At 63.1% G+C, this 17,969-nt stretch carries 17 protein-coding genes; 13 read left to right on the top strand and 4 right to left on the bottom strand.

Translation table 11 applies throughout. The annotated features are described in order from the left end of the window. Window positions 1-75 precede the first annotated feature (75 nt). The 12 genes from ABLE86_RS19440 to ABLE86_RS19385 all read left to right on the top strand — a co-directional run bounded on the left by ABLE86_RS19440 (window position 76) and on the right by ABLE86_RS19385 (window position 12,771). Window positions 76-873 (top strand): N-formylglutamate amidohydrolase, encoded by a 798-nt coding sequence (locus ABLE86_RS19440; protein WP_348780639.1) that lies wholly within the window; start codon window positions 76-78, stop codon window positions 871-873. Then, window positions 873-1,427 carry a TRAP transporter small permease subunit gene (locus ABLE86_RS19435; protein ID WP_348780638.1) on the top strand — a complete coding sequence of 185 codons (555 nt, stop codon included), beginning with the start codon at window positions 873-875 and terminating at the stop codon, window positions 1,425-1,427. The genes ABLE86_RS19440 and ABLE86_RS19435 overlap by 1 nt, the downstream gene beginning before the upstream one ends. Then, on the top strand, window positions 1,424-2,752 hold the full coding sequence (locus tag ABLE86_RS19430; protein WP_348780637.1) for a TRAP transporter large permease subunit: 1,329 nt from the start codon (window positions 1,424-1,426) through the stop codon (window positions 2,750-2,752). Before ABLE86_RS19435 ends, ABLE86_RS19430 begins: the two co-directional genes overlap by 4 nt. A gap of 124 nt (window positions 2,753-2,876) precedes the next feature. Continuing rightward, a complete protein-coding gene (locus ABLE86_RS19425) occupies window positions 2,877-3,944 on the top strand; it encodes a TRAP transporter substrate-binding protein (RefSeq protein WP_348780636.1) in 1,068 nt (355 codons plus the stop codon). Between the two features lie 94 nt (window positions 3,945-4,038). Beyond that, a complete protein-coding gene (locus ABLE86_RS19420) occupies window positions 4,039-5,409 on the top strand; it encodes a glutamine synthetase family protein (RefSeq protein WP_348780635.1) in 1,371 nt (456 codons plus the stop codon). 85 nt (window positions 5,410-5,494) lie between these two features. Next, window positions 5,495-6,883 (top strand): aldehyde dehydrogenase family protein, encoded by a 1,389-nt coding sequence (locus ABLE86_RS19415; RefSeq protein ID WP_348780634.1) that lies wholly within the window; start codon window positions 5,495-5,497, stop codon window positions 6,881-6,883. Between the two features lie 122 nt (window positions 6,884-7,005). Then, complete coding sequence (locus ABLE86_RS19410; RefSeq protein ID WP_348780633.1) at window positions 7,006-8,184, top strand: iron-containing alcohol dehydrogenase; 1,179 nt, start codon at window positions 7,006-7,008, stop codon at window positions 8,182-8,184. A 190-nt stretch (window positions 8,185-8,374) separates the two neighbouring features. Next, on the top strand, window positions 8,375-9,481 hold the full coding sequence (locus tag ABLE86_RS19405; protein WP_348780632.1) for an ABC transporter substrate-binding protein: 1,107 nt from the start codon (window positions 8,375-8,377) through the stop codon (window positions 9,479-9,481). A 129-nt stretch (window positions 9,482-9,610) separates the two neighbouring features. Then, entirely contained in the window at window positions 9,611-10,456 is an 846-nt protein-coding gene (locus tag ABLE86_RS19400) for an ABC transporter permease subunit (RefSeq protein ID WP_348780764.1), read from the top strand. Continuing rightward, window positions 10,453-11,244 carry an ABC transporter permease gene (locus tag ABLE86_RS19395; protein ID WP_348780631.1) on the top strand — a complete coding sequence of 264 codons (792 nt, stop codon included), beginning with the start codon at window positions 10,453-10,455 and terminating at the stop codon, window positions 11,242-11,244. The genes ABLE86_RS19400 and ABLE86_RS19395 overlap by 4 nt, the downstream gene beginning before the upstream one ends. 17 nt (window positions 11,245-11,261) lie before the next feature. Continuing rightward, complete coding sequence (locus ABLE86_RS19390; RefSeq protein ID WP_348780630.1) at window positions 11,262-12,329, top strand: ABC transporter ATP-binding protein; 1,068 nt, start codon at window positions 11,262-11,264, stop codon at window positions 12,327-12,329. 76 nt (window positions 12,330-12,405) lie between these two features. Next, complete coding sequence (locus ABLE86_RS19385; RefSeq protein WP_348780629.1) at window positions 12,406-12,771, top strand: hypothetical protein; 366 nt, start codon at window positions 12,406-12,408, stop codon at window positions 12,769-12,771. Window positions 12,772-13,079: 308 nt separating this feature from the next. Here the strand turns inward: ABLE86_RS19385 and ABLE86_RS19380 are convergent, their stop codons facing one another. The 4 genes from ABLE86_RS19380 to groES form a co-directional block, all read right to left on the bottom strand. Continuing rightward, window positions 13,080-13,421 carry a hypothetical protein gene (locus ABLE86_RS19380; RefSeq protein ID WP_348780628.1) on the bottom strand — a complete coding sequence of 114 codons (342 nt, stop codon included), beginning with the start codon at window positions 13,419-13,421 and terminating at the stop codon, window positions 13,080-13,082. A gap of 290 nt (window positions 13,422-13,711) precedes the next feature. Beyond that, a complete protein-coding gene (locus tag ABLE86_RS19375) occupies window positions 13,712-13,903 on the bottom strand; it encodes a hypothetical protein (RefSeq protein ID WP_348780627.1) in 192 nt (63 codons plus the stop codon). Between the two features lie 94 nt (window positions 13,904-13,997). Further along, window positions 13,998-15,626, bottom strand: coding sequence for a chaperonin GroEL (gene groL, locus ABLE86_RS19370; RefSeq protein ID WP_348780626.1), 1,629 nt, complete (start codon window positions 15,624-15,626; stop codon window positions 13,998-14,000). A 51-nt stretch (window positions 15,627-15,677) separates the two neighbouring features. After that, the gene (groES, locus tag ABLE86_RS19365; RefSeq protein WP_348780625.1) at window positions 15,678-15,992 is read right to left on the bottom strand and encodes a co-chaperone GroES; all 315 of its coding nucleotides are present in this window, start codon (window positions 15,990-15,992) and stop codon (window positions 15,678-15,680) included. 784 nt (window positions 15,993-16,776) lie between these two features. Here groES and ABLE86_RS19360 point away from each other — a divergent pair. Continuing rightward, the coding region (locus tag ABLE86_RS19360; RefSeq protein ID WP_348780624.1) for a HAMP domain-containing protein at window positions 16,777-17,969 on the top strand (1,193 nt) is incomplete at its 3' end.

The raw sequence follows: 17,969 nt of genomic DNA, 5'->3' as shown, positions 1-17,969 counted from the left end.
TATGAAATCATCCACAAAGACGCAAAGAAATAAAATCCGTAACATACGATACGGCGTCTTGGGGGACTAAAAGCAATGGGAACTGCGCCGTCCGCAGTGCATGAAGCATCCGCTTCCGTCCGGGTTAGCCGGCGGCAGGGCGCCAGCCCCTATCTGCTGGTCTGCGATCATGCCTCGAATTTCATTCCGGCCCGATTCGGCACGCTCGGCCTCGACGAAGCCGACCTGACGCGTCACATCGCCTGGGATCCCGGCGCGCTGCCCGTGATCCGCCGCATGGCCGACGCGCTGGACGCGACGCTGGTGGAATCCTGCGTTTCGCGCCTCGTCATCGACTGCAACCGGCCGCTCGACGCGCCGGACCTGATCTCGCCTGTTAGCGAGGCGACGGAGGTGCCCGGCAATGCCGATCTTTCCGAGGCCGACCGGCAGGAGCGCATCGCCCTGTCCTGGCGGCCGTTTCACGATGCGATTGCCGATGTAGTTGCCGAGAGGCTGGCCGAGGGGCGCGAGACGCGGCTTGTCTCGGTCCATTCCTTCACGCCGGTCTACAAGGGCGTGGACCGCCCCTGGCACATCGGCATCATCCATGACGATGACGACAGGCTGGCCGGCCCGATGATCGGCGCGCTGCGCGGCGTGGTCGGCCTGGAGGTGGGCGTAAACGAGCCCTATTCGCCGGCCGACCGTGTCTATTTCACGCTGGAGCGGCACGGCCGCGCGCGCGGGCTCGCCTGCGCCATGATCGAGATCCGCAACGACGAAATCGGCGACGAGAGCGGCCAACGCAGATGGGCCGAGCTTCTGTCGGCCATCCTGGCCGGCGTCAATCCGGGCCAGCCGAATTTCGCCAACACGACAAGGTCCGCATGATGAGCGTAGCGACAGAAAGAGAGTCGGTCAGGAAGAGCCGGCTGGTCCAGGCGGTGAGACTCTACGTGCGGTATGTCGATGCCGTGAGCCACGGGGTCGGGCGCTTCGCCATGTATCTCATCTTCCCGATGGGCGCGATCCTGCTCTATTCGACCATCATGCGCGTGATCTTCGGCTATCCGATCAACTGGATCATGGAGATGTCGCAGTTCATGCTCTCGGCCTACTATCTGCTGGGCGGAGCCTACTCCCTGCAGCTCGACGCGCATGTCCGCATGGATCTGTTCTACGGCATGATGTCGCCGCGCCGGCGCGCCATCATGGACGCCTTCACCGTGTTGGCCGTGATCTTCTACCTCGTGGTCCTGTTCCGGGCCGGAGTTTCCTCGACCGAATATTCCATCACCTACAGCCAGAAGAACTACACCGCCTGGGCGCCGCTGCTGTGGCCGATCAAGGCCCTGATGACGTTCGGCATCTTTCTGATGCTGCTGCAAACCATCGCCACCTTCTTCAAGGACGTGGCTGAAGCACGTGGAAAGTCGCTGGCATGAGTTCCGAATTCATCACCATCTTCATGTTCGCGTCGATGCTGATCCTGATGGCCACCGGCCAGCGCGTGTTCGGCGTGATCGGTGCAGTCGGCGCGGCGGCCGCACTCTGGATGTGGGGCGACGGCGCTGCCGAAATGCCGTTCAACGCGGCCTTCCAGGTGCTCAACTGGTATCCGCTGATCACCGTGCCGTTCTTCGTCTTCATGGGCTACATGCTCTCGGAGTCGGGCATCGCCAACAATCTCTACCGCATGTTCCACGTCTGGTTCGGCCAGGTGCGCGGCGGCCTTGCGCTCGGCACGATGGGCCTGATGATCGTCATCTCGATGGTCAACGGCCTGTCGGTTGCCGGCATGGCCATCGGAGCCACGGTAGCGCTGCCGGAACTGCTGCGGCGCGGCTACGACAAGGTGATGATCACCGGCGTCATCCAGGGCGGGTCGTCGCTCGGCATCATGGGGCCGCCCAGCGTCGTGCTGATCCTTTACGCCATGATCGCGCGCCAGCCCGTGCTGCAATTGTGGCTGGCCGGCATCGGCCCCTTCATCCTGATGGCGGTGATCTTCACGGCCTACATCTATCTCCGCTGCCGCTTCCAGCCAGAAATGGGCCCGGCCTTGCCCGCCGCGGAACGCGAACAGATCACGACGCGCGAAAAGCTCGTGCTGCTGCGCGCCGGCCTGCTGCCCTTCGGCCTGTTCGCAGCCATCATGGGCCTGTTCCTCACCGGCACCACCAGCCTGGTCGAAACCTCGATGGTCGGTGCATTGCTGGCGCTGCTGTCGGCGTGGTTCACCGGCAGGCTCAATCGCCGCGTCATGGAAGAAACCACGCGCAACACGCTGGCCGTTTCCGCCATGTTCCTCTGGATCATCCTTGGCGCGCTCTGCTTCAGCGCAGTCTACGACGGTCTGGGCGCAATCAAGGCAATCGAAAACCTGCTTCTGCACACCTGGGATCTCAGCCCCTGGGGCGTGCTGGCGATGATGCTGTTTTCCTTCATCATCCTGGGGATGTTCCTCGACGACACCGCCATGCTCGTCATCGTCGCGCCGCTCTATATCCCGCTCGTCAAGGCGCTCGGCTTCGACCTGATCTGGTTCGGCATCCTCTACACCATCACCTGCCAGATCGCCTACATCGTGCCGCCCTTCGGCTACAACCTGTTCCTGATGCGGGCGATGGCGCCGCCGGAAATCACCATCGTCGACATCTATCGCTCGATCATTCCGTTCTTCTTCATGATGGTGCTGACCATGATCATCATCATGATCTTCCCCGACATCGCGATGTGGCTGCCCGACGTCTACATGGGGAAGAGATGAGATGAAGGCCGGGAGAGCATCCTTTGAATTTTCCAGAATAAGAACGGGGAATGGCGGAATACAAATTCGCTCAACCCCGCGTCGTGGATGAGATTTTACTGTATCTGTTAACGGGAGGAATGAAATGTCAGAGAACAAGACCATCAGCAAGCGCGATTTCCTGCGCAAGTCGATCTTGACCGGCGCTGGTGCGGTGGGCGCAACCACGCTCGCAGCGCCCTATGTCAAGGCCCAGGCCCCGATCAAGTGGCGTCTGCAGACCTATGCCGGCCCGGCCCTGGCCGAGCATGTGTGCAAGCCCGCCATCGATGCCTTCAACAAGGCGGCCAATGGCGAAATGGTGATCGAGCTTTACACCTCCGACCAGCTGGTGCCGCAGGGCGAGCTGTTCCGCGCCGTGCAGGCCGGCACGATCGACGCCGCCCAGAGCGACGACGATTCCATGGCTTCGCCGGTGGATGTCGCCGTGTTCGGCGCCTACTTCCCCTTCGCCTCGCGCTACAGCCTCGACGTGCCGGTGCTGTGGAACTGGTACGGACTGAAGGAGATCTGGGAAGAGGCCTATGGCGAAATCCCGGGCGTGACCTGGCTCAGCGCCGGTGCATGGGACCCTTGCAACTTCGCCACCACCAAGCCGATCCGCTCGGTGGCCGACCTGAAGGGCCTGCGCGTCTTCACCTTCCCGACGGGCGGCCAGTTCATCTCGCGTCTCGGCGTCGTGCCCGTCACGCTGCCGTGGGAAGACATCGAGGTGGCGCTGCAGACCGGCGAGCTCGACGGCATCGCCTGGTGCGGGGCGACCGAGACCTACACGGTCGGCTGGGCCAACGTGACCAAGTACTACCTGACCAACAACATCTCCGGCGCCTGGTCGGGTTCGTTCTTCGCCAACACCGAGAAGTGGAACGCGGTTCCTGACCACCTCAAGGAGCTGTTCCGGCTGGCGATGGATTCCTCGCACTACTACCGCCAGCACTGGTACTGGTGGGGCGAGGCCCACTACCGCACCACGGGCGGCAAGCTCGAACTGACGACCATTCCCGAGAACGAGTGGAAGGAAGTCGAGGACATGGCGCAGGCATTCTGGGACGAGGTCGCCGCCAAGAGCCCGCGCAACGCCAAAGTGGTCGAGATCCTCAAGAAATACCAGGAGACCATGCGCGGCGCAGGCGCACCCTATCGCTACGGCTGAGCAGAGCCAGTCTTGTGAAGTCGAACAGCCCGGCCGTGTGACGGCCGGGCTCACCTGTTGAAACAGCGATGCGCCGACTGCGGCGGAGTGGAAAATGGCCGGAAATCTTACATTCGATCAGTTGAAGAAGGCGGTTGCGGACGGGGAGATCGACACGGTGCTGGTATGCGCCGTCGACATGCAGGGAAGGCTGATCGGCAAGCGGTTTCTGGCCAGCTTCTTCGTGCAGTCGGGTTACGAGGAGACGCACGCCTGCAACTATCTGCTGGCCGACGACATCGACATGGAGCCGGTGCCCGGCTACAAGGCGGCAAGCTGGTCGAAGGGTTATGGCGACTTCGTCATGAAGCCCGACATGTCGACGCTGCGCCGGGTTCCATGGCTGGAGAAGACGGCGCTGGTGATCAGCGACGTGCAGTCCCATCACGGGCATGAAGACCTGCCGCATTCGCCGCGCGGCATCCTGCGCAAGCAACTGCGCCGGCTGGAGCAGCGCGGTTTCCTCGCCTATTTCGCCTCCGAGCTGGAATTTTATCTCTTCGACGAGACCTACAAGACCGCGCGCGAAAAGCACTGGCGCGGCCTCGACACCGCCTCTCCCTATATCGGCGATTACCTGATCGGCATCACCACCAAGGAGGAAGGCTATATGCGCCGGCTGCGCAACGAGATGGACGCGGCCGGCATTCCCATCGAGAACTCCAAGGGCGAGTGGGGCCCCGGCCAGGAAGAGATCAACTTCCGCTATGGCGAGGCGCTGGAAACCGCCGACCGGCATGTGATCCTGAAAAACGGCGCCAAGGAGATCGCCGACCAGATGGGCAAGTCGGTCTGCTTCATGGCCAAGTACAACTATGACCTGGCCGGCAATTCCAGCCACATTCACAACTCGCTGTGGAGCGCCGACGGCAAGACGCCGTTGTTCCTCGACAAGAACGGGCCCCATGGCCTGTCGGAACTCGGTCGCCAATGGTCGGCTGGTCAGCTCAAATATGCCAAGGAATATACCTACTTCCTGGCCCCCTACATCAACTCCTACAAGCGCTTCCAGGCCGGCACTTTCGCGCCGACCAAGATCATGTGGAGCGACGACAACCGCACCGCGGGCTTCCGGCTGTGCGGCCAGGGCACCAAGGCCGTGCGCATGGAGTGCCGCATCGGCGGCGCCGATCTCAACCCCTACCTCGCCTTCGCGGCGCTGATCGCGGCGGGCTTGGCCGGTATCGACGAGAGACTGGAACTGGAGAAGCCCTTCGTGGGCGACGCCTACCAGGCGGCCGAGCTGCCCGAGATTCCGAAGACCCTGCGCGGCGCTGCCGAAACGCTGGAGAAATCTACCATGCTGCGCGAGGCCTGGGGCGAAGATGCGATCGACCACTATGTGCACACCGCGCGCTGGGAGCAGATGGAATATGACCGCCGCATCACCGACTGGGAGCTGCACAGGGGCTTCGAGCGGTATTAATGTCGGCGCCCATCGCGGGCGCGGCGTGTGGCCCGCGCCCTGCCGGAACGACCAATTGCATTTCGCATGAAGAAGGACTGAAATCATGACCGAGACGGTCAAGCTCAAATCCCCCATCGACGGCTCGATCTATGCCGAGCGACCCGTCGCCAGCGACCAGGCGATCAACGCCGCGGTGGAGCGGGCCCGTGCCGCTCAGGCCACCTGGGCGCAGACCTCCATTGCCGAGCGCGGCAAGTACATGCTCGCCTTCCTCGAGGCGCTGGTGGCGATGAGCGACGAGATCGTGCCGGAGATCGCCTGGCAGATGGGCCGCCCGACCCGCTACGGCGGCGAGTTCGGCGGCGTCAAGGACCGCACCAACTACATGGTCGAGATCGCCGAGCAGGCGCTCAAGCCGGTCATGGCATCGGACCCGAAGGAGGGCTTCCGCCGCTATGTGAAGCGCGAGCCGCTTGGCGTGGTGATGGTGATCGCGCCCTGGAACTATCCTTATCTTACCGCTGTCAACACTATCGTGCCGGCGCTGATGGCGGGCTCGACCGTCATTCTCAAGCACGCGGCGCAGACGCTGCTGGTGGGCGAGCGCTTCCAGCAGGCCTTCGACAAGATTGGTCTGCCCAAGGGCGTGTTCCAGAACATCGTGCTCAACCACGCCCAGACCGAGAAGCTGCTCGGCTCGGGCAAGATCGACCATGTCAACTTCACCGGCTCGGTGGCCGGCGGCAGGGCGATCGAGAAGGCGGCGGCCGGCACCTTCATGACCATGGGCCTAGAACTCGGCGGCAAGGACCCGGCCTATGTGCTGCCCGACGCCAAGCTCGACCACGCCATCGCCAACCTTGTGGATGGCGCCTTCTACAATTCCGGCCAGTGCTGCTGCGGCATCGAGCGCATCTATGTGCACGAGAAGGTCTATGACGACTTCGTCGACGGTTTCGTTGCGCTGACCAAGGACTATGTGGTGGGCAACCCGCTCGACCAGGCCACCACCATGGGGCCGATGGCGCAGTCGCGCTTTGCCGACTTCATCCGCGAACAGAAGGCGGAAGCCCTGCGCAAGGGTGCCTCCGCGCACGTCAACATGAAGGTCGACCAGGACGTCGCCGGGTCGCCCTATCTGGCGCCGGAAGTGCTGACCAATGTTGACCACCAGATGAGCGTGATGCGCGAGGAGAGCTTTGGCCCCATCGTCGGCATCATGAAGGTGCGCGGCGACGAGGATGCCATCGCGCTGATGAACGACAGCCCATACGGCCTGACCGCCTCGGTCTGGACCAGCGACATCGAGCATGCCGTCTCGATCGGCGACCGCGTCGAGACCGGCACGGTGTTCATGAACCGCTGCGACTATCTCGACCCGGCGCTGGTGTGGACGGGCGTGAAGGACACCGGCAAGGGCGCGGCGCTGTCGGCCATCGGCTACGACAACTTGACCCGTCCGAAGTCCTATCACCTGCGCGAGAAGATCTAGTTCGCGGCACAGAACATGTTTTTGACCCCCACTCCGTCTCGCTGCGCTCGACACCTCTGTCCCGGGGTGGACCGGCGAAGCCGGGACGGAGTGGGGGTGCTTCTAACTTTCGGAAAGCAAAAATGACCAATCTCGTTTCCAAATGGAATTATCCCACCACCGTCCGTTTCGGCGCCGGCCGCATCTCGGAACTGCCCGACGCGCTGGCCGCGACCGGCATCAAGCGGCCTCTATTCGTGACCGACCCGGGGCTGGCCAAGCTGCCGGTGGTGGCGTCCACGCTGAAGATCCTCGACGACGCCAAGATTCCTTACGGCGTCTTCTCCGACGTGAAGCCCAACCCGGTGGAATCCAACCTCACCGCCGGCATCGTGGTGTTCAAGGAAGGCAAGCATGACGGCGTCATCGCCTTCGGCGGCGGCTCGGCGCTGGACCTCGGCAAGCTGATCGCCTTCCAGGCCGGCCAGACCCGGCCGGTGTGGGATTTTGAGGACATCGGCGACTGGTGGGCGCGTGCGGACGCCGACGCCATCGCCCCGATCATCGCCGTGCCGACGACGGCCGGCACCGGCTCGGAAGTCGGCCGCGCCGGCGTGGTCACGCATGAGGCGACGCACACCAAGAAGGTGATCTTCCACCCCAAGATGCTGCCGGCCATCGTGATCGCCGATCCGGAGCTGACCACCGGCATGCCGCCCTTCATCACCGCGGGCACCGGCATGGACGCGCTGGCGCACTGCCTGGAAGCCTATTGCGCGCCGGGCTACCACCCGATGGCCGATGGCATCGCAGTCGAGGGCATCCGGCTGGTGTTCGAGAACCTGCCCAAGGCCTTTGCCGACGGCCAGGACCTGACGGCTCGTGCGCACATGATGAGCGCTGCCGCCATGGGTGCCACCGCCTTCCAGAAGGGGCTGGGCGCTATCCATTCGATGTCGCACCCGATCGGCGCGCTCTACGATACCCACCACGGCATGACCAATGCCGTCTTCATGCCCTATGTGCTGGCCTTCAACCGCGACGCGATCGAGGACCGCATCGTGCGGCTGACCGGCTACCTGGGCATGGAGGGCGGCTTCGACGGCTTCGCAAGCGCAGTGCTGAAGCTGCGCGAGGAACTGAAGGTGCCCCACACCCTGCCCGAGCTGATCAAGGGCCTCGACATGGACAAGGCGCGCAAGGACCTGATCGCCGACATGGCGGTGGTGGACCCGACGGCCGGCGGCAACCCGGTGAAGCTCACCAAGGAAGCCGCGCTGATGCTGCTGGATAACGCCATCGAAGGAACTCTCCAGGGTTAGAGGGGGAGGGGGCTGGCAATCGAAAAATCATTAGCCGGAAAAACAAATGGCACGATTGCCAGCCCCGTGGAAAAGTAGTTAGATTTTGGCGCTCGGGGGAGGAGACCGGGTGCAGGTTTCACAAAACTGTCATTGGGCGCAGATAACCGCATCGCAGGCGTCGCAGGGCGTCAGTTCAACGGAGAGAGACATGTTCAAGTTCACGGGGAAAATTCTTTCCCTCACCGCCGCGGCCCTCATGGTGACCACGGCCGTCGGCTCGGCGCAGTCGATGGACGAGTTGGTCAAGGCCGCCAAGGAAGAGGGACAGCTCACCACCATCGCGCTGCCGCATGACTGGTGCGGCTACGGCGAAGTGATCGCCGGCTTCAAGGCGAAGTATCCTGAAATCACCGTCAACGAGCTCAACCCCGACGCCGGTTCGAGCGACGAGGTCGAGGCCATCAAGGCCAACAAGGACAACAAGGGCCCGCAGGCTCCGGACGTCATCGACGTCGGTCTCTCCTACGGTCCGCAGGCCAAGGCCGACGGCCTGATCCAGCCTTACAAGGTCTCGACCTGGGATTCGATCCCGGACAGCGCCAAGGACGCCGACGGCTACTGGTACGGCGACTATTACGGCGTGCTTTCCTTCATGGTGAACAAGGATCTGGTGCAGAACGTGCCGGAAGACTGGGCCGACCTGCTGAAGGACGAATACGCAAACAGCGTGTCACTGGCGGGCGATCCGCGCACATCCAACCAGGCCATTCAAGGCGTCTATGCGGCCGGTCTCGCAGCCGGTGCTACTGATGCGAAATCGGCTGGAGAAAAGGGGTTGGACTTCTTTAAGCAGCTGAATTCGAGCGGCAATTTCGTGCCTGTTACCGGCAAGGCTGCAACCTTGGCGCAGGGCCAGACGCCTATCATCGTCTACTGGGACTACAACGCGCTCTCGGGCCGCGACACGCTGAACGGCAACCCGCCGGTTGAGGTCATCGTTCCGAAGTCCGGCGTCGTCGCCGGCGTCTACGTGCAGGCGATCAGCGCCTACGCGCCGCATCCGAACGCCGCCAAGCTGTGGATGGAATATCTCTATTCCGACGAAGGTCAGCTCGGCTGGCTGAAGGGCTACTGCCACCCGATCCGCTTCAACGATCTTGCCAAGAACGGCAAGATCCCGCAGGAAATGCTCGACAAGTTGCCGCCCGCGGCAGCTTACGAGGCTGCCGTATTCCCGACGCTCGATGATCAGGCGACTGTGAAAGAGATCGTGACCAAGCAGTGGGACACAGTGGTTGGCGCGAACGTCAAGTAAACCTCGCTTTTCCGGGTGGCCGCACAGGCCGCCCGGACCCCCATTCTGGATTTTTGCCGCATGAGCGAAACCACATTTCCCGATCCAGCTGCTGCCCGGCAGGCCGTGCCGCCGGCGCGCGCGGAAGGCATGCGGCTTCCGTTGCACTGGCTGGGCGTCGCGCCCTTTTTCATTTTTGCACTGATGTTCCTGATCCTGCCGACCTTCTATCTGGTCGTCGGTGCCTTCCAGAACGATCAGGGCGAATTCACCCTTGCCAATATGGCGGCGCTGTTCCAGCCCTCGATCCTGGCCGCCTACTGGATCTCGATCCGCATCAGCCTGGCCTCGGCTGTGCTCGGCGCGCTGGCTGGCCTTGCCATTGCCGTGGCCATCGTCCGCGGCGGCCTGCCGAAGTGGGTCCGCTCGACCACGATGACGTTCTCGGGCGTTGCTTCCAATTTTGCCGGCGTGCCGCTGGCTTTCGCATTTCTGGCCACGCTGGGCCGGCTCGGTCTCGTCACCGTGCTGCTGCGCACGTGGTTCGACATCAACATCTATGCGCTCGGCTTCAATATCCTGTCCTTCGCCGGCCTGACGCTGACCTATCTGTTCTTCCAGATCCCACTGATGGTCGTCATCATCACGCCGGCCATCGACGGGCTGAAGAAGGAATGGGGCGAAGCCGCCGCGACGCTTGGCGCGACCCAGTTCCAGTACTGGCGCATGGTGGCCATCCCCGTTCTCTGGCCGAGCTTCCTCGGCACCGTCATCCTGCTGTTCGCCAACGCCTTCGGAGCGATCGCCACCGCCTATGCGCTGACCGGTTCCCAGCTCAACATCGTGCCGATCCTGCTCTATGCGCAGATCCGCGGCGACGTGCTGCATAACCCGCATCTCGGCTATGCGCTGGCATTCGGGATGATCTTCGTCACCGGGCTTGCCAACATCTTCTACATCTGGTTCCGCGTCCGCAGCGAGAGGTGGCTCAAATGAAGGCCGGCCGTTTCTGGGCATGGCTCACCTTCGCTCTCGGGGCCGCCTATTTCTTCATTCCGCTGATCGCGACGCTGGAGTTTTCGCTGCGCATGCGCCGCGGCGAATATTCCTTCGACGCCTACCGGGTGGTGCTTGGCGACGTGCGTTTCCAGGAAACCTTCCTTTACTCGACGGTTATCGCCTGCCTGACGATCGTCATCGGCGTGCTCCTGGTGGTGCCGACCGCCTACTGGATCCGGCTGCGCATGCCGTGGATCAGGCCGGTTGTCGAGTTCATCACGCTTTTGCCGCTGATCATCCCGGCAATCGTCATCGTCTTCGGTTACATCCGCATGTATGGCTCGAACTCGCCCTTGCCGTTCCTGGCGACCACGCGGGGCACCGACTTCCTGCTGATGATCGGCTATGCCACGCTGGCGCTGCCCTACATGTACCGCGCGGTGGATACCGGCCTGCGCACCATCGATGTGCGCACGTTGACAGAAGCCGCGCAGGTGCACGGCGCCGGCTGGACCACGATCATCGCCCGCATCATCCTGCCCAACGTGCTGATCGCGGTGCTTTCAGGCGCCTTCCTTACCTTTGCCATCGTGATCGGCGAGTTCACCATGGCGAGCCTGCTCAACAGGCCGGCCTTCGGTCCCTACCTGCAGAATATCGGCGCCAACCGCGCCTATGAGCCGGCGGCGCTGGCGGTGATCGCCTTCGCCATCACCTGGGGCTGCATGTCGGTGATCCAGGTATTGTCCCGCTTCGCGCCGAAATCGGCCAACAACCCGAATTGAACGAAAGAAACGACGCGATGTCCGAAACATTTCTCAGCATCCAGGGGGTTCGCAAGTCGTTCGGCCAGACCACCGTGGTCAAGGACTTCAATCTCGACGTCTCGCGCGGCGAGTTCGTTTCCTTTCTCGGCCCCTCAGGCTGCGGCAAGACCACCATGCTGCGCACGGTGGCCGGCTTCGAGGAGCCGACCGCCGGCCGTATCATGATCGGCGGCAAGGACGTCACCAAGCTGAAGCCCAACCAGCGCAATATCGGCATGGTGTTCCAGGCTTACGCGCTGTTCCCCAACCTGACGGTGGCGCAGAACATCGCCTTCGGGCTCAAGGTGGCCGGTGCGCCCAAGGCAGAGATCGAGCAGCGGGTGGAGGAGATGCTCGGCATCATCAAGCTGCCCGACTACGGCAGCCGCTATCCCTACCAGCTCTCCGGCGGCCAGCAGCAGCGCGTGGCGCTCGCCCGCGCGCTGGCGCCCAAGCCGAAACTGCTGCTGCTTGACGAGCCTCTGTCGGCGCTCGACGCCAAGGTGCGCATCTCGCTGCGCGAGGAAATCCGCGCGATCCAGAAGAAGCTCGACATCACCACCATCTTCGTGACCCACGACCAGGAAGAGGCGCTGTCGATGTCCGACCGCATCGTGGTCATGCATGACGGCAAGGTGGAGCAGGTCGGCACGCCGTTCGAGATCTACAACCGGCCGGCCACGCGCTTCGTGGCCAATTTCGTCGGCACGCTCAACGTGCTCGACGGAACCGTCATCGACCCCGCCACGGCCACCGTCAGGATCAACGATCGCGATATCTCGCTCGACAAGGGTGCGATCAACGGCGCCAAGGCGGGCGACGTGCTGTCGCTGGCGCTTCGGCCCGAAGCGATCGTTCTGGGCAAGCAGGAAGGGCGCGACACCAGCCTGGGCGGGCACATCGCCGACGTCAGCTTCCTCGGGTCGGTCATCCGCGTGCGTGTGGGGCTGGGCAAAAATGCCGTGTCTCTCGACACGTTCAACAGCCCCGCCAGCCCGCCGCCGGTGGTAGGCGAAAGGGCCGAGATCAGCTTCTCGTCGAGCGACTTGCTGGTTCTTCACTAACCTGCTGGTTCTTTACTAAAGAGAGCAATCACGCCGGCCGGCCCAAAGGCACGGCCGGACATGATCGTAAGTGCGCATGCGGCGATTAGTGGCCGCCGCCACCACCGTGGCCGCCATTTCCGCCGGAATGGCCGCCGTGGCCACCGCCACCATAGCTGCCGCCACCGCCGCCACCATAGCCGCCACCGGCGTGGCCACCCATGCCATGGCTGCCATGGCCACCCATCCCGTGGTGGCCGCCCATGCCGTGGCTGCCGTGATGGCCGTGATTGTTTTGACCGTGGTTATGATGGCCATGATTGTGGCGGTTGCGTTCAACACGCCGGAAGTCAACGAAATTGTTGCGACGGAGACGATCAACTCCACCGCCGACCAGCGGCCCGTAGTAACCGGGTGCGGTTATCCCGTACACACTGGAGCCGGTTGTACATCCAGATACTAGGGCTAGTACGCCCAACGATATTGAAGCGAGCAAAAGACGCATCGTCGTAATCTCCGTTCAGAGTATTCCGTTTGCGCTAAGCCTCCGCCAACTTCGCCTAAAGATGTGCCTGGGGCTGCTGCTCGACCAGTAAATTTGAAGTCACTTTCCAGAGAGCCAGAGTTGTCTGGAAATTCCCTTCGGGCTTTGCATGGCCCGGAAGATCTCATCACCGCACGCACCGCAGAGACACGGCTGCCCCGGGTGAAAAGATGGCTCGTGGACTGCGGGGAAGGCCCCAGCCAGAAGGGCAGGGGCCGAATTCGAAACTATTCGTTGATCGTGTAGGAACCGAGTTCGCACAGGTCCTGCGTATCGGTCGTGGTGTCGAGCTCGGAATCTTCCGAGAACTCGAACTTCATGTCGTATGCGCAGACGGTGCGGCCGTCGGCGATTGTCACCGTGGCGCTTTCACCCGGGTTCAGTACCTCCTGGCCGAGGACATCTTCCTCCCAATCGTTCACGCCCGTGGGCGAGGTGTGGAACTGGGTCAAAACAGAGTTGGTGCCGTTGGTAAGCGTGAAAACAAGATCTTCCGCCTGCGCCGCGCACGCGGAAGCCAAGCAGGCCGCGAACGTTGCAGCAGAAATGGTATTCAATCTAAACTTCATGATGCTTTTTCCTGCTCGAAATTGAGCAAGGCTGTCTAACAAGGCAAGGCACGGTTTGAAAATAGGCGCGCATCCGCATCCGCCAGCTATTCTTCGCATAGGGGCGAGGCGATGCCTCTGCACTGCTCCGGCGCGAGTAGTTCAAGCCGCACCGCAGTTGTCTTGTTCAAACAGGAAGCTTCGGCCCAGGTGAGGCGGCCATTCCGATCAAGAAAGACGGCGCGAGGGTGGCCGCCACCCGTCGCGCCGGAAAAACGAATGGCCTATGGGTCACGATCCTGTGAAGCGGCCTACACGTTCTTCGCCGCCAGGAACATCAGCGCATAGGCCGCCTTGCGCCTGTCCCATCCGGCGGCTTCTGCTTTGTCGAGCAGTTGCAGAAGCACCGGCTCCAGCACCTGCTTGCATTCGGTCTCATATGCAAATTGGGTCGGCGGGTGGCGCGGCGGCGCGATCCCCGCGAAAGCTTCCGTATTCGTCATGAAACACCTGGAGTTGTGCCGCACCGGATGACGGTGCAGCTTTGCAATTCTCACGCAAGTAGCGCCCGCCCGGAGGCGGGCACCGGGTCATGCGTTAGAAGTCCATGCCGCCTCCGGCGGGCATCGCGGGCGCGGCCTCCTTCTTCGGCTTTTCGGCGATCATGGCCTCGGTGGTGACCAGCAGGCCGGCAACCGAGGCCGCATCCTGCAGCGCAGTGCGTACGACCTTCACCGGGTCGATCACGCCCTGCCCGTAGAGGTCGCCGAACTCGTCTGTCTGGGCGTTCCAGCCATAGCCGAACTCGTTCTTCTCGCGCAGCTTGCCGACAATGATGGAGCCTTCGGCCCCGGCATTCTCGGCGATCTGGCGCACCGGCGCCTCGATGGCGCGGCGCACGATATCGACACCGTGCTTCTGGTCGGGATTGTCGAGGTTTACGCCCTCAAGCGCGCTTGCGGCCCGCAGCAGTGCCACGCCACCGCCCGGCAGCACGCCTTCCTCCACCGCCGCGCGCGTGGCGTGCAGCGCGTCGTCCACACGGTCCTTCTTTTCCTTGACCTCGATCTCGGTCGCGCCGCCCACGCGGATCACGGCGACGCCGCCGGCGAGCTTGGCCAGGCGCTCCTGCAGCTTTTCGCGGTCGTAGTCGGAGGTGGTTTCCTCGATCTGGGCCTTGATCTGCGTGACACGGGCCTGGATTTCGCTCTTGGAGCCGGCGCCATCGATGATGGTGGTGTTTTCCTTCTCGATCACCACCTTCTTGGCGCGGCCGAGCATGTTGAGCGTGACGTTCTCAAGCTTGATGCCCAGATCCTCGCTGATCGCCGTGCCGCCGGTAAGGATGGCGATGTCCTCCAGCATGGCCTTGCGGCGGTCGCCGAAGCCGGGCGCCTTCACCGCCGCGACCTTCAGGCCGCCGCGCAGCTTGTTGACCACCAGCGTAGCCAGCGCCTCGCCCTCGACATCCTCGGCGATGATGAGCAGCGGCTTGCCCGACTGCACCACCGCTTCGAGCACCGGAAGCATGGCCTGCAGGTTGGAAAGCTTCTTCTCATGGATCAGCACATAGGGCTCATCCAGCTCGACGCGCATCTTGTCCTGGTTGGTGATGAAGTAGGGCGAGAGATAACCGCGGTCGAACTGCATGCCCTCGACCACCTCGAGTTCGGTGTCGGCGGTCTTGGCTTCCTCGACGGTGATCACGCCCTCATTGCCGACCTTTTGCATCGCTTCGGCCAGGAAGCGGCCGATCTCGGCATCGCCATTAGCCGAAATGGTGCCGACCTGGGCGATCTCGTCGTTGTTGGTCACCTTGCGGGCATTGGCCTTCAGCTCGGCCACCACGGCCTCGACCGCCTTGTCGATGCCGCGCTTCAGGTCCATCGGGTTCATGCCCGAGGCCACGGCCTTGGCGCCTTCCTTGACGATGGCCTGGGCGAGAACGGTCGCGGTCGTGGTGCCGTCACCGGCCAGGTCGCTGGTCTTGGAGGCGACTTCGCGCACCATCTGCGCGCCCATGTTCTCGAACTTGTCCTCGAGCTCGATTTCCTTGGCGACGCTCACGCCGTCCTTGGTGATACGCGGCGCGCCGAAAGACTTGTCGATGACGACGTTGCGGCCCTTGGGGCCAAGCGTCACCTTCACCGCATTGGCCAGGATGTCGACGCCGCGCAGCATCTTCTCGCGGGCTTCGGAATGGAACTTCACTTCCTTGGCAGCCATTGGATCACTCCTTCGATAGGCAGTTTCGTTGACTGGTGGCGCAAGAAGCCGTCAGGCGGCCTTCTTGGCTGTTGAGGCGGATTCGATCACGCCCATCACGTCGCTTTCCTTCATGATGAGAAGGTCCTCGCCATCGAGATTGATCTCGGTGCCGGACCATTTGCCGAAGAGGATCCGGTCGCCGGCCTTCACATCGAGCGGCAGGACCTGGCCGCTCTCTGCACGCGCGCCGGAACCGACGGCAATGACCTCGCCCTCCTGCGGCTTTTCCTTGGCTGTGTCGGGAATGATGATGCCGCCGGCAGTCTTCTCTTCGGCCTCGATGCGGCGGACCAGGATGCGGTCGTGCAATGGACGGAACTTCATGTCGTTCTCCTCAAGGACAAACAGTTTTGAAAGCTCCTCCGCTCCGATCCGTGAGGCGGCGGAGCGGGGCGCGCGACCCTCTCCGGCATCGCGCGATATCGAGCTAGTTCCGGGGTTTTGACGTTTCAAGAGGATGGCGCAAAAATTTTGGCACTCGCTGCCTTGGTGTGCTAGCGCCATGAAAATACGGGCCTATTGGGCTGACCGCGAAGCCGATACATCGGCGACGATGCTGGCTTCGCAACCCGCGCCGCGCAACAGCCCTGTGCCCCACGGTTGGGGAAGTTCCCGGCCTCCGGATCGGCCTTAAACTCCAGTTAACCTGTGGATATGTACGCTGCCGTTCGTCCGGTATCGTACACAGGCGACGCGGGGCAGATGAACAGCGCGAAAGCAGCAAGGGTACGCGAGGCAGCAAGAAACCTCCCGCGCACCGAACAATGCTGCACGGGCAGGTCGGCCAGGGGGGAGTTTGGCGGCCGCAAAGGGGGAATTCGCATGGCAGTCATCGTCGGATGCATCCTGGCGTCATTCAGAACCATGCGGGCTGATCCTGAAGCAGCGCAAAGCAATTCAATGCAAGAATTGGAAAACCATATTTGCCGAAATCTTCTGAAGAGCGTGCCGTTCCGCGAATCTTCCGGCGCATGTCGCAATTCGTCAACCACCTCGCGCCTAAGCGCTTCAGGGTCTCGGCCTCTGTGCTGAGCGGTCGGCTTCCAGACGGCGCCGGCAAGCAGGAAAGCAATTGAGTTTTGTCACGTCCACGGCAAGGAAATACCCAATGAGTTCCATCGCATTCGACACAGAACTTCCCCGCCGGGCCGGAAAGTCCGGGCGGCGGCGATGGAGCTTCTCGCTGGCCGATCTCAACATCGTCCGCAAGCTGGCGCTGGGTTTTTCGGCGATCTTCATCGTCAGCATCGTCGTGGCGCTGCTCGTGATGCGGTCGCTCGGCACGATTGAAACCGCCAGCAGTGAATATGAATCTGCAAACCGCCTGCTGACCGAACTCAGCAAGGCCGAGGCGCTTCATCTCGACAGGCTCAACCTCGCGCGTCTTTACGCGTTGTCGCCGAACAACGATGTGCGGACCCGCTACGGCGACGCCACCAAGCTGCTCGAGGAGCATGTCGCCAACGCCAAGGCCGAGGCGGAAGGCAACGAAAGCCTGCTGGCGGCGATAGGTAAATTCCATACAGCCACCCGGAAGTGGCGTCTCGACGTTGGCGATCCGATCGTGAAGCTGGCGGCCGATCCGAACATGCTGCAGCGCGCGCGTGACCTTGCGGCGTCGGAGCACACCATCGACACCGAGATGGCTGCGCGCTCCGCGGTTACGGATGTGCAGACCCAGATCTCGGACTGGCTGCAGGATGTGCGCCGGCTCAAGGACGAGGCCGTCATTTTCGCCGAGCGGCTCCAGCTTGGCGGTGCCGGTCTGACGGTTGGGTTTCTGGTGCTGATTGCGTGGTGGCTGTCGCGGCAGATCGCGCGGCCGGTGAGCCAGATGACGGCGGCGATGCGGGCGCTGGCCTCCGGCGACCACGGCGTGGCGGTGCCGGCGGTGGGGCGGCGCGACGAGGTCGGCCAGATGGCGGCGGCGGTCGAGACGTTCAAGGCGGCGGCGATCGAGAAGCTGCGGCTCGAGGCCGAGGCCGCGGCGAGCCGGCAGCGCGCTGAGGAGGAGCGGGCGGCGGCCGCGGCGCGCAAGGCCGAGGAGGACCGCCAGAGCCAGATCGCGATCGCGGCGCTCGGCGAGGGGCTCGACCGGCTGGCGCAGGGCGACCTCACCCACCGCATCGAGGTTCCGTTCCACGGCCAGGCGGACAAGCTGCGCGGCGACTTCAACGCCTCGGTCGAGAAGCTGCAGCAGACGCTGCTGGCGATCTCGGCCAGCGTCGGCACCATCCATGCCGGCACCGGCGAGATCTCGAGCGCGGCCGACGACCTGTCGCGGCGCACCGAGCAGCAGGC

The sequence above is a fragment of the Mesorhizobium sp. KR2-14 genome (assembly GCF_040049255.1).
Lineage (GTDB): Bacteria > Pseudomonadota > Alphaproteobacteria > Rhizobiales > Rhizobiaceae > Pseudaminobacter.
Note: the sequence above shows the minus strand (reverse complement) of the source record. Positions and strands in the feature narration are given on the sequence as shown.